At 59.7% G+C, this 11,233-nt stretch carries 13 protein-coding genes; 9 read left to right on the plus strand and 4 right to left on the minus strand.

Annotated features, from left to right (window positions below; translation table 11 throughout):
• The first annotated feature begins 69 nt into the window (after window positions 1-69).
• The 4 genes from H7848_RS14160 to H7848_RS14175 are packed head-to-tail and all read left to right on the plus strand — an operon-like array spanning window position 70 to window position 2,772.
• On the plus strand, window positions 70-1,242 hold the full coding sequence (locus H7848_RS14160; RefSeq protein WP_208352707.1) for an acetyl-CoA C-acyltransferase: 1,173 nt from the start codon (window positions 70-72) through the stop codon (window positions 1,240-1,242).
• On the plus strand, window positions 1,242-1,697 hold the full coding sequence (locus H7848_RS14165) for a GAF domain-containing protein (protein ID WP_419555513.1): 456 nt from the start codon (window positions 1,242-1,244) through the stop codon (window positions 1,695-1,697). The genes H7848_RS14160 and H7848_RS14165 overlap by 1 nt, the downstream gene beginning before the upstream one ends.
• A gap of 14 nt (window positions 1,698-1,711) precedes the next feature.
• Window positions 1,712-2,086, plus strand: coding sequence for a GFA family protein (locus tag H7848_RS14170; RefSeq protein WP_208352708.1), 375 nt, complete (start codon window positions 1,712-1,714; stop codon window positions 2,084-2,086).
• Between the two features lie 38 nt (window positions 2,087-2,124).
• Window positions 2,125-2,772: an RluA family pseudouridine synthase gene (locus H7848_RS14175; protein WP_208352709.1), complete on the plus strand. Its 648-nt coding sequence runs from the start codon at window positions 2,125-2,127 to the stop codon at window positions 2,770-2,772.
• Between the two features lie 11 nt (window positions 2,773-2,783).
• Here the strand turns inward: H7848_RS14175 and H7848_RS14180 are convergent, their stop codons facing one another.
• From H7848_RS14180 to cobU, 4 genes are read right to left on the minus strand one after another with little or no spacing between them, the layout of a single operon-like run.
• On the minus strand, window positions 2,784-4,295 hold the full coding sequence (locus H7848_RS14180; protein WP_208352710.1) for a YifB family Mg chelatase-like AAA ATPase: 1,512 nt from the start codon (window positions 4,293-4,295) through the stop codon (window positions 2,784-2,786).
• A gap of 58 nt (window positions 4,296-4,353) precedes the next feature.
• Window positions 4,354-5,034 (minus strand): glutathione S-transferase, encoded by a 681-nt coding sequence (locus H7848_RS14185; protein ID WP_208352711.1) that lies wholly within the window; start codon window positions 5,032-5,034, stop codon window positions 4,354-4,356.
• A 57-nt stretch (window positions 5,035-5,091) separates the two neighbouring features.
• Window positions 5,092-5,619, minus strand: a complete 528-nt coding sequence (locus H7848_RS14190; protein WP_237072748.1) for a histidine phosphatase family protein — start codon at window positions 5,617-5,619, stop codon at window positions 5,092-5,094.
• Window positions 5,620-5,663: 44 nt separating this feature from the next.
• Window positions 5,664-6,188: a bifunctional adenosylcobinamide kinase/adenosylcobinamide-phosphate guanylyltransferase gene (gene cobU / locus H7848_RS14195; RefSeq protein WP_208352725.1), complete on the minus strand. Its 525-nt coding sequence runs from the start codon at window positions 6,186-6,188 to the stop codon at window positions 5,664-5,666.
• A gap of 100 nt (window positions 6,189-6,288) precedes the next feature.
• Here cobU and H7848_RS14200 point away from each other — a divergent pair, with 100 nt between their 5' ends.
• The 5 genes from H7848_RS14200 (at window position 6,289) to H7848_RS14220 (ending at window position 10,887) form a co-directional block, all read left to right on the plus strand.
• A complete protein-coding gene (locus H7848_RS14200; RefSeq protein ID WP_208352713.1) occupies window positions 6,289-7,167 on the plus strand; it encodes an RNA polymerase factor sigma-32 in 879 nt (292 codons plus the stop codon).
• A 128-nt stretch (window positions 7,168-7,295) separates the two neighbouring features.
• Complete coding sequence (locus H7848_RS14205; RefSeq protein ID WP_336512109.1) at window positions 7,296-7,979, plus strand: ChaN family lipoprotein; 684 nt, start codon at window positions 7,296-7,298, stop codon at window positions 7,977-7,979.
• Between the two features lie 210 nt (window positions 7,980-8,189).
• Entirely contained in the window at window positions 8,190-9,389 is a 1,200-nt protein-coding gene (gene coaBC, locus H7848_RS14210) for a bifunctional phosphopantothenoylcysteine decarboxylase/phosphopantothenate--cysteine ligase CoaBC (RefSeq protein WP_208352714.1), read from the plus strand.
• On the plus strand, window positions 9,386-9,856 hold the full coding sequence (gene dut, locus H7848_RS14215; RefSeq protein ID WP_208352715.1) for a dUTP diphosphatase: 471 nt from the start codon (window positions 9,386-9,388) through the stop codon (window positions 9,854-9,856). The genes coaBC and dut overlap by 4 nt, the downstream gene beginning before the upstream one ends.
• A complete protein-coding gene (locus H7848_RS14220) occupies window positions 9,853-10,887 on the plus strand; it encodes a HesA/MoeB/ThiF family protein (RefSeq protein WP_208352716.1) in 1,035 nt (344 codons plus the stop codon). Before dut ends, H7848_RS14220 begins: the two co-directional genes overlap by 4 nt.
• Window positions 10,888-11,233: the final 346 nt, after the last annotated feature.

Here is an 11,233-nt window from a genome sequence, read left to right on the forward strand (position 1 = left end):
ACATTCCCAACAGCTAGACGCCAATAGTTACCATTCGGTATGCAAGACCGATAAAATCGGAGGGATTTTATGAAAGACGTAATGATCGCCGGGGCGTCCCGAACCCCGATGGCCGGATTTCAGGGTGCATTTTCGACGGTCGATGCCCCCACCCTGGGCGGCGCGGCGATACAGGCGGCGATGGATCAGGCCACGCTGAAAACAGTGGATGAGCTTCTGATGGGCTGTGTCCTGCCCGCAGGTCAGGGTCAGGCGCCTGCCCGTCAGGCCGGTTTTGCGGCAGGTCTGGGCGAAGACGTCCCGGCCACAACGCTGAACAAGATGTGCGGATCGGGGATGAAAGCCGCCATGATGGCCTTTGACCAGATCGCATTGGGTCACGCCCAAACCATGGTTGCGGGTGGAATGGAAAGCATGACCAACGCCCCCTATCTGCTGCCTAAAATGCGTGGCGGCGCCCGGATCGGGCATCAGCAGGTGCAGGATTCGATGTTTCTGGACGGGCTGGAAGATGCCTATGACAAGGGCCGCCTGATGGGCACTTTTGCCGAAGACTGCGCCGAGGCATTTCAGTTCACACGGGATGCGCAGGACGAATATGCGCTGAAATCGCTGTCAAACGCGCTTGAGGCGCAGAAATCAGGTGCTTTTCAGGACGAAATCACATCCGTAACCCTGAAAACCCGCCGCGGTGACGTGATAGTCACCGAAGACGAACAACCCGGCACGGCGCGGCCCGAAAAAATACCTCAGCTTAAGCCTGCGTTTCGCGATGGGGGAACTGTAACGGCCGCCAACAGTTCATCCATCTCGGACGGGGCCGCGGCGCTTGTGCTGGCAGATGCCGATACCTGCGCGGCCAATGATCTGCCCGTACGGGCGCGTATTCTTGGGCACGCCAGCCACGCCCAGGCACCCGGCTGGTTCACAACGGCCCCCGTCCCCGCCGCGCAAAAACTGCTGGAAAAGCTGGGCTGGACAACGGATGACGTCGATCTGTGGGAAGTAAACGAAGCCTTCGCCGTCGTGCCCATGGCCTTCATGCAAGAGCTCAACCTGCCCCGCGACAAGGTCAACGTGAACGGCGGAGCGTGCGCCCTGGGTCATCCCATCGGCGCATCGGGCGCGCGCATCATGGTGACATTGCTGAACGCATTGGAAAAGCGAAACCTGAAACGCGGCATCGCCACCATTTGCATCGGCGGCGGTGAAGGCACCGCTATCGCGATTGAGCGTCCCTGATGCCCGACTACGATCACCTGACCAAAACAATCGCCAGCCTGACCGATGGCGAAACCGATACGGTCGCCCTGATGGCCACCGTCACGTGCGAGGTGCACCATTCCGACGACCGTTTCGACTGGACGGGATTTTATCGCAATACCGGCAATGACACTCTAAAGATCGGCCCCTATCAGGGGGGGCATGGGTGCCTTGTGATCCCCTTTTCCCGCGGCGTCTGTGGCGCTGCGGCACGCACCGGGCAGGTGCAACTGGTTGCCGATGTCGAGGCCTTTCCTGGACACATCGCCTGTTCCAGCAGCACGCGTTCGGAACTGGTTCTGCCGGTGTGGAACGGCAAAGGTGACCTGCTGGGCGTTTTCGATATCGACAGTGACCGACCCGACGCCTTTACCCAAAAAGATGCTGACGCGCTGTCCCGCATTCTGGCCGATATCTTTCAGAATGCGACATGATAAAAGAGGTTAACATGCAAAAAGGAAGCTGTCTTTGCGGCGACATTACGTATCGTGTGACCGGCACTCCACGCGGGTTGTCCGTCTGTCACTGCGGTCAGTGCCGACGTCAGTCGGGGCACGTCTGGGCCTCGGCTGTTATTGAAGAAACCGATATCCAAATCGACGGACCCGTCGCTTGGTACGAAGCCTCTGATATCGCAAAACGCGGGTTCTGCGCCAAATGCGGGTCGTTCCTGTTCTGGAAAGCATATTCCGAAGACACAATCAGTTTTTCGCTTGGATCACTGGACAGTCCAACGGGACTTCGTTTGGAAAAGCACATCTATGTGTCTGATAAAGGTGACTATTATGACATCGCTGATGGATTACCTCAGCGCGATCAGTAAGATGGACCTTCCCGCCAGCACATACGTATCAGACCGGCATGGATGACGCCTATAATCCCCCACAGGGCCCGCTGGATATCATACATGACGACCACGAACTGTTGATCGTCAATAAACCGGCGGGGCTTTTGTCAGTGCCGGGTAAGGGGGAACATCTGGCCGATTGTCTGTTGGCCCGTGTGCAAAAAGCCTTTCCGCAGGCGCTGTTGGTGCACCGGTTGGACCGGGATACATCTGGTGTGATGGTCTTTGGTTTGACCCCACATGCGCAGCGCCATCTTGGGCTACAATTCGAAAAGCGCCATGTGAAAAAGACTTATATCGCCAGGGTTTGGGGACAGGTTGAGGGTAAAACAGGCACGATCGACCTGCCCTTGATCGTCGACTGGCCCAACCGCCCACGGCAAATGGTTGATCATGAAAACGGCAAGCCTGCAGTGACGGAATGGCGGGTGCTGAAACTGGGCGACACGGAAACGCGCCTGAAATTGATGCCAAAAACCGGGCGGTCACATCAGCTAAGGGTTCATTGCCAGGCGATCGGCCACCCGATACTTGGCGACCCGTTTTATGCCGAAGGCCCGGCGCGCGGCTATCCCCGGTTAATGCTGCATTCAGAGACGCTACAACTGAAGCACCCAGACGGCGGCAAGGGGATGAAATTTACGTCGAAAGCGCCGTTTTGACTTAGTCGCATTTAGTTCCCCGACAGCGTCAGCCGAAAACTCAGCGCCTCGGCGATATGCGGCTGCCTGACGCCTTCTGACCCGGCCAGATCGGCAATGGTGCGGGCCACACGCAGAATGCGGTGATACCCGCGGGCCGACAAACCAAAGCGTTCGGCGGCTTTCAACAACACATCGCGCCCCTCGCGGTCAGGGGCTGCAATTTCTTCCAGAATGTTGCCTTCGGCGTCGGCATTCACCCGCATTTGGGGTTGTTCCGAAAATCGGTCTGACTGGATATCGCGCGCGGCAGCAACACGGCCCGCCACATCGGAAGACCTTTCGCCCGCATCGGATAAATCCAGATCCTGAAAATCGACCGGGGGTACCTCAACCCGCAGATCAAAGCGGTCCATCAACGGACCCGAGATGCGCCCCATGTAGTCTTCGCCGCAGATCGGCGCGCGGCTGCAGGCCCGGTTGGCGTCGGGCAGATACCCGCATTTGCAGGGGTTCGCCGCGGCCATTAGCATGAAACGGCAGGGATAGCGCACATGCGCGTTGGCACGGGCGACAACGACTTCGCCCGTTTCGATAGGCTGCCGCAGCGTTTCCAGAACCGTTCGCGGGAACTCCGGGAATTCATCCATGAACAAAACGCCGTTATGGGCCAAAGAAATCTCGCCCGGCTTTGCACCGCGCCCACCGCCGACCAGGGCCGCCATCGACGCCGTATGATGCGGTTCACGAAATGGTCGCGCGCGTGAGATACCACCGTCGTTCAAAAGCCCCGACAACGAATGAATCATCGAGGTTTCCAGTGCCTCGGCCGCGGTCAAAGGCGGCAGAATGCCGGGGAGGCGCGCCGCCAACATGGATTTACCCGATCCAGGCGTGCCGACCATCAACATGTGATGGCGACCAGCCGCTGCGATTTCAAGCGCGCGCTTGGCGCGTTCCTGCCCCTTGACGTCGCGCAGATCGCGCGATCCCGTTGTCAGTTCAACCTCGCCCGGTTTGGCTGGCGACAAAACACTTTGACCTGTGAAATGCCGCACAACTTCGGAAAGGCTAGCAGGTGCGATAACAGGTGTTGCACCGACCCAAGCGGCTTCGGCCCCGCAGGCCTTGGGACAAACCAGTGTTCTGTCATCCTCGGCCGCGGCCATGGCCGACGGCAATGCGCCCACAACCGGCACAAGCGTCCCATCCAAAGACAACTCGCCCAGTGCAACCGATCCTTCGACCTCATCCAAAGGGATAACTTCAAGTGCTGCCAGCAAAGCCATCGCAATCGGCAGATCAAAATGCGATCCCTCTTTCGGCAAATCGGCGGGTGACAGATTAACGGTGATCCGCTTGGATGGCAGCGCGATGCCCAGGGCCGACATCGCCGCGCGCACCCGTTCGCGCGCCTCGGACACGGCCTTGTCGGGCAGGCCGACAATCGAAAACGCGGGCAAACCCGGCGTCACCGCGCACTGAACTTCAACCAGTCGCGCCTCAACCCCTTCGAATGCCACCGTGTAGGCCAGCGCAACCATGCGATCTCTCCAAGCTAAAACTTGGTTAACCGCTAGACTACGCAGTCTTTCGGATTGGTTAATATGGCCAGGGTTTTGTTGAATACTCCATCGCATAGGCCGCCTGATCCGGCCCCTCGACCAGTGCCGCCTGGCGCCAGCGGGCAAACGCAGGATCGGTCATTTGCGCATCAACATAATCCTGCGCCGCGCGACTGACCGGTAGCCCATACCCCGTAATCCGTGCGGCCACCGGCGCGAAAAAGGCATCTGCAACTGAGTAGCGCCCACAAAGCCACGGCCCCGCGCTGCCCGTGATCTGACGCGAATGCGCCCAGATTTGATCCAGACGATCCAGATCGGCATGCACGGCATCGGATACCGGGAAATCCACATAACATTTACGCAAATTCATCGGGCATTCAGACCGCAATGCGGAAAACCCCGAATGCATTTCCGCCGCCAAAGCCCGCGCAGTAGCCCGCGCCACCGGATCAGACGGCCAGTGCCCAGCATCAGGGTGACGGCTGGCCAATTCTTCGGCAATCGCAAGGGAATCGGCGACCACAGTTCCATCCGGAAATCGAACCGCAGGCACCGTTTTGGCTGGCGCGAAACCTTCAAGCAGTTTCGGGAATTCATCCGTGTAAAGTGTCGCAAAATGCGGCGTGCAGGTCAGGCCGAATTTTTTAAACAGCAACCAGCCGCGCAACGACCAGGATGAATAACTGCGGTCCCCAAGGGCGATGTCATATGTCATGCCCCAAGCCTAGCAGATACCGGCTGACTGAAAAGTAACGAATTGTGCACGGAACCATCACGGACGGTGATTGATCCGCTGAACGCTCCAATCATCACCATTTACCGAAAGCTCGGTCACAGACAGATTATCGATGCGGTGGCCAAAGGCTTCATAGGCCGTGATCCCCAACGCCCGCTGCAGCTGAGTCAGGATTGTCCCGAAATGGGCCACGATGATAACGTGGCTAACCCCCGATTGCAGCAAACCGTCCACCGCACGCGTCGCACGCTGGCTGATATCATCCCAACTTTCGCCACCGGGGGGCCGTACATCGCCCGGATGATCCCAAAAGGCGCGGATGCGTTCGGGGTCTTCGGCCTCAATCTGAGAAAAACTGCGCAGCTCCCAAGCCCCGAAATGCATCTCTCGCAAATCACAATCATGCGCCAAGCGTCGACGCTTACCCGCAATCGCATCAGCGGTTTGAACAGCACGCGTCAAATCCGAAGACACAATAACAGCATCGTCGGGCAAATACGCCGCCAACCGGGCCACCTGACCCGTATCCGACAGGTCCGCGGGCAGATCACTCCACCCAACCATCGTTTTCGCATGTGTCGGCCCGTGACGTACCAAAGACAACCGCGTCAAGGCAATTCGCCCTTCAGCACTATTGGCAACCCCGCCATAACAGCGACCACCAGATCAGCTTTTTCCGCCAATCGCTGGTTCAACTGCCCCTGCGCTTCGCGAAAACGACGACCCAGCGGGGTATCCGGCACGATTCCCGCCCCGACTTCATTTGAAACGACAACGACGCGCGCCGGACAGACCTCAAGCGCGTGCAGCAGCACATTACGGGCCTCAACCAGATCATTTTCGGCCAACAGGTGATTGCTCAGCCAAAGCGTTGCGCAATCCAGCAATATGACCTCGCCCGCAGTGGCGTCGCCTAAGACTGACACAACATGCAACGGCTCTTCGATTGTGCGCCAACCCTGCCCCCGCATGTCGCGGTGCCGATCAATCTTACGCTGCATCTCGTCATCGAAAACCTGCGCCGTCGCGATATAGACCCTTGGCGCGCCCGTTCCGCGAACAAGACGCTCGGCAAAGGTCGACTTACCCGAGGCCGCCGCCCCTAGAACCAAAGAAATTTCCGGCAAGACCATTTTTTCCAAACTTTTTGTGATCCAATCCAGGTAACGTTCCGTAACACCGAATGACATGGAAGCACAAACCCAACTGTGGGTATAGACCGGGGGGTCCAAAATGCCACTTGATGCATATTCTGATCAATCACTCTCGCGGCGCGCCATGAAGGCCGAGCTTCTTGACGCGGAAACCGAACTTGAACTGGCCTATGCTTGGCGGGATCGGCGCGACGAAGCCGCACTGCACCGTCTTGTAACAGCTTACATGCGCCTTGCCATATCAATGGCTGCCAAATTTAAACGCTATGGCGCCCCGATGAACGACCTTATCCAGGAAGCCGGGCTTGGCCTGATGAAAGCCGCAGATAAATTCGACCCAGACCGCGGCGTGCGCTTTTCAACCTATGCTGTCTGGTGGATCAAAGCGTCGATCCAGGATTACGTAATGCGCAATTGGTCCATGGTTCGCACCGGATCGACCAGCTCACAAAAATCACTATTCTTTAACATGCGCCGCGTACAGGCGCGTCTGGAACGTGAAGCCGCCGCCGCTGGCGAAACGCTGGATCGGCACCAACTGCGCCAGATGATCGCGACCGAGGTCGGCGTCCCCCTGCACGACGTTGAAATGATGGAGGGTCGTCTGGCGGGATCGGATTATTCCCTGAACGCGACCCAATCAACGGAAGAAGAAGGTCGTGAATGGATCGATACGCTTGAAGACGACAGTCAACAAGCCGCTGAAACGATCCAGCATCAGCATGACACGGAAACTCTGCGCAACTGGCTCGTCGACGCGATGTCGGGGCTGAACCAACGCGAACAATTCATCGTACGTGAACGCAAGCTGCGTGAAGCCCCCCGCACACTGGAAAGTCTGGGGCAGGAACTGGGTCTTTCGAAAGAGCGTGTTCGTCAGCTTGAAGCCGCAGCCTTTGCCAAAATGCGCAAAAGTCTTGAAACTCAATCGCGTGAGGTTCTGGAATTTCTAGGCTAACTCGGGCGATTGCCACCGTTTTCATTGTAACCAGTATCATAAACGTAACGAGTCCCGTCCGTGCCGAGCTGATCGGCACGGACAATCTTGATAAACTTCCAGTCGCCGACATTTATATCATTGGCGAAATCCACGATAACCCGCACCATCACGTCAATCAGGCGCAGGCCGTTGGCGCAATCACCCCAAAGGCACTGGTTTTTGAAATGCTGACGCCGGGTCAGGCCGATGCGATACGCAATATTGATCGAATGGATCAGACCCTGATGGCGGACACTCTGGCTTGGGATCAGTCTGGTTGGCCCGATTTTGCTATGTATCACTCGATTTTTACCGCCGCCCCTGATGCCACGGTCTACGGCGCAGCTGTGGGGCGCGATGACCTGATGTCCGCCATGCAGGAAACCGCGGCGGTAGTGTTCGGCGATAACGCGGCGGCCTTTCTGCTGGACCCCCTGCCCGAAGATCAGCAAGCCACGCGCGAAGAATTGCAGTTCACCGCCCATTGCGACGCCCTGCCACGTGAGATGCTGCCCGGCATGGTCGAGGCACAACGCCTGCGCGACGCCGCCTTCTCCCGCACCACTCTGCAAGCGCTGGACGAAACCGGCGGACCCGTCGTTGTGATCACCGGCAACGGACATGCGCGCACCGACTGGGCCGTGCCTGCGAAAATCCAATCCGCCCGGCCAAATGTCACCGTGTTATCGATTGGCCAGCTGGAAGCACACCCAGAAGATACGCCACCCTATGATCTGTGGCTGATCACCGACCCCGTTGACCGCCCCGATCCATGCCTGAACTTCCGATAAAAATCGGTGGAAAGTTTAAAGTGCCGACGTGCCACTGCGCAAATTGGTCCGTAAGCGCGCCGCAGGCGCCGGGCCATCGCCGGCCCGCCTCAATTTGTCATGCTGCGCAGTCCCGGACTTGATCCGGGACCTCATAAGCAAACCCCAAGCAGACTTGCGCAGCCCCCTCGACCTGCCTAAACCTGCACTGACCCTATCGGAGCACCACAAATGCTGGCAGGAAAAGACATTCTTCTGATCATCGGCGGCGGGATTGCGGCGTTCAAATCGCTCGACCTGATCCGTCGCCTGCGCGAACGCGGCGCGGCCGTGACCCCCGTTCTGACCCGCGCGGGCGAAGAATTCGTCACCCCCCTCAGCGTGTCAGCTCTGGCCGGGCAGAAGGTTTATCGCGACCTCTTCGATCTGACAGACGAGGCCGAGATGGGCCATATCGAACTGTCCCGCGCCGCCGATCTGGTCGTCGTCGCCCCCGCCACCGCTGATCTGATGGCCAAGATGGCGGGCGGGCACGCGAATGATCTGGCCTCAACCCTATTGATGGCCACCGACAAACGCGTCTTGATCGCGCCCGCCATGAACGTCCGCATGTGGGATCACCCCGCAACGCAGCGCAATCTGGCCACTCTGACCGGCGACGGCATCCTGACCGTCGGCCCCAACAAAGGCGATATGGCCTGCGGTGAATACGGACCCGGCCGCATGTCCGAACCACTGGAAATCGTCACGGCGATTGAGGCCGCGCTGACCGATGGCCCGCTGAAGGGCAAGCATATCCTCGTCACCTCGGGCCCCACGCATGAACCCATCGACCCGGTGCGCTATATTGCCAACCGCTCGTCCGGGGCGCAGGGCACCGCCATCGCCCGGGCGCTTCTGACCCTGGGAGCGCGCATCACCTTCATCACCGGCCCCGCCGACACGTCCCCGCCCACCGGCGCCCAGGTCATCCGGGTCGAGACCGCGCAGCAGATGTACGACGCCACCCTAAACGCCCTACCCGCAGACGCCGCCATCTTCACCGCCGCCGTCGCCGACTGGCGTGTCACCGACGCCAGCGCCAGCAAGATCAAAAAAGATGGCTCCGGCACCCTGCCAACGCTCAGCTTCACCGAAAACCCCGATATCCTGGCCAAGGTCGCACAAATGACCGACACCCGCCCGCCCCTTGTCATCGGCTTTGCCGCCGAAACCGACAACGTCATCGAAAACGCCACGACCAAGCGTCAACGCAAGGGGTGCGACTGGATCGTCGCCAATGACGTCAGCCCCGAAACGGGCATCATGGGCGGGTCGGAAAACGACGTCACCCTGATCACCGATCAGGGCCCCGAGGACTGGCCGCGCATGGACAAAACCGCCGTCGCACGCAAGCTGGCCGACCGTATCGCTCAGGCCCTGACCGCATGACTACACCCATCATCCGATACATCTGGACCGAGCACGCCGACCAGACCATCCCCCTGCCCACCTACGAAACACCGGGTGCCGCAGGTGCCGACATCCGTGCCAACTTGCCGCCTGACCAGCGCGCCCAGGGCATCACCCTGCCCCCCATGGCGCGCGCATTGATCCCCACCGGCCTGCACATCGAAATCCCACCGGGGTATGAGGTGCAGATCAGACCCCGCTCGGGCCTGGCTCTGAAACATGGGCTCACCCTGCCCAACACGCCCGGCACCATCGACAGCGACTACCGCGGCCCGCTAGGTGTGATCCTGATGAACCTGGGCGATCAACCTTTCACAGTCGCCCACGGCGACCGCATCGCGCAGATGGTCATTGCACCCGTGATACAGGCCCGGTTCACCGCCGCCGACCACCTATCAGACACCGACCGCGGCCAGGGCGGCTTCGGATCAACGGGGCGCGCATGATCTTTGTCTTCGTCATGGCAGGCGTGCTTTGGGGCATCGGCGCGCTGATGAAAACGCCGCATCAGGCGCGCTGGATCATGATCGGGCTTCTCTTCACCGGAGTCATGGCCCTGCAAATCGCGCTGCCCGATGGTCACCCGATCCGCGAAGGCACGGGCGGCTCACCCCAGCTCTGGCTGCTGCTTGGCGGCTTTGTCGGTGTCGCCCTGCTCTATCGTCGCGGCCTGATGTGGATCCGCGCGCGCACCAACCCGGTCAGCGCCGATCCACCCCCACGCACCGAGCTTTTCGCCGAGGTCGAACTGGAACGCTATGCCCGCCACATCGTGCTGCGCGAAATCGGCGGGCTGGGTCAGAAACAGCTGAAAGAGGCCAAGGTGCTGGTCATCGGCGCCGGTGGTCTGGGCGCGCCCGCGCTGATGTATCTGTCCGCAGCGGGCGTCGGCACCATCGGCTTGATCGACGACGACACGGTCGAAAACACCAACCTGCAGCGCCAGATCATCCACCGGGACGCCGGTATCGGCATGCCCAAGGTCTTTTCGGCCGAAACCGCGATGAAGGCCCAGAACCCCTATACGACCGTCCGCCCCTACAACCGCCGCCTGACCGAGGATATCGCCCAAGACCTGATCGCCGAGTATGACATCGTGCTGGACGGCACCGACAACTTCGACACCCGGTATCTGGTCAACCGAACCTGCGTCGCGCTTGGCAAACCCCTGATCGCTGCCGCCCTGACTCAATGGGAAGGCCAGATCAGCACCTATAACGCCACCGTCGGCCCTTGCTATCAGTGCATTTTCCCCAAGCCCCCCGACCCCAGCCTAGCGCCTTCTTGTGCCGAGGCCGGCGTGCTTGGCCCCCTGCCCGGTGTTCTTGGAACGATGATGGCGGTTGAGGCGATCAAGGAAATCACTGGCGCTGGTCAGGGCCTAACGGGCCAAATGCTGATCTACGACGGGCTTTATGCCGAGACCAGGAAAATCAAGCTGAAAAAGCGCACCGACTGCCCGGTGTGTGGTGGATAGTATGAAGTTCCAAGCAAACGCCCGGTGGGCACCACCGGTTTAGAGCATCGCCTTAGAACCTGTAACGTTATATCCACCCATCCCGCCCGGTGGGCACCACCGGGCAGCGCCCGACCCGCCCCCCAGGGCGGGCGCTTCCAGCACCCACCCTCGGGCCGGTCGCTGCCCTTAGCGCTTATCAAATACATCGCAGTTTTTTAGGATTATGCTCTAGAGCAAGATGAGATCAGGTTGAAGCGTATCCTGAGTTGACAAGGTAATTCGCACATTCCTGCGGGGTGAAGCGGTCGAGCAGCTTACCGATCCTGCGCCATGTTGCCTCTATCGTGCGTTCGGCGGCGTCTCG

It is taken from the genome of Pseudaestuariivita rosea, assembly GCF_017592335.1.
Lineage (GTDB): Bacteria > Pseudomonadota > Alphaproteobacteria > Rhodobacterales > Rhodobacteraceae > Parasulfitobacter > Parasulfitobacter rosea.

What these genes read in the sequence shown, in the direction of transcription:
- H7848_RS14160 (WP_208352707.1), top strand. Translation starts at nt 70, where the DNA reads ATGAAAGACGTAATGATCGCCGGGGCGTCCCGAACCCCGATGGCCGGA.
- H7848_RS14165 (WP_419555513.1), top strand. Translation starts at nt 1,242, where the DNA reads ATGCCCGACTACGATCACCTGACCAAAACAATCGCCAGCCTGACCGAT.
- H7848_RS14170 (WP_208352708.1), top strand. Translation starts at nt 1,712, where the DNA reads ATGCAAAAAGGAAGCTGTCTTTGCGGCGACATTACGTATCGTGTGACC.
- H7848_RS14175 (WP_208352709.1), top strand. Translation starts at nt 2,125, where the DNA reads ATGGATGACGCCTATAATCCCCCACAGGGCCCGCTGGATATCATACAT.
- H7848_RS14180 (WP_208352710.1), bottom strand. Translation starts at nt 4,295, where the DNA reads ATGGTTGCGCTGGCCTACACGGTGGCATTCGAAGGGGTTGAGGCGCGA.
- H7848_RS14185 (WP_208352711.1), bottom strand. Translation starts at nt 5,034, where the DNA reads ATGACATATGACATCGCCCTTGGGGACCGCAGTTATTCATCCTGGTCG.
- H7848_RS14190 (WP_237072748.1), bottom strand. Translation starts at nt 5,619, where the DNA reads ATGGTTGGGTGGAGTGATCTGCCCGCGGACCTGTCGGATACGGGTCAG.
- cobU (WP_208352725.1), bottom strand. Translation starts at nt 6,188, where the DNA reads ATGGTCTTGCCGGAAATTTCTTTGGTTCTAGGGGCGGCGGCCTCGGGT.
- H7848_RS14200 (WP_208352713.1), top strand. Translation starts at nt 6,289, where the DNA reads ATGCCACTTGATGCATATTCTGATCAATCACTCTCGCGGCGCGCCATG.
- coaBC (WP_208352714.1), top strand. Translation starts at nt 8,190, where the DNA reads ATGCTGGCAGGAAAAGACATTCTTCTGATCATCGGCGGCGGGATTGCG.
- dut (WP_208352715.1), top strand. Translation starts at nt 9,386, where the DNA reads ATGACTACACCCATCATCCGATACATCTGGACCGAGCACGCCGACCAG.
- H7848_RS14220 (WP_208352716.1), top strand. Translation starts at nt 9,853, where the DNA reads ATGATCTTTGTCTTCGTCATGGCAGGCGTGCTTTGGGGCATCGGCGCG.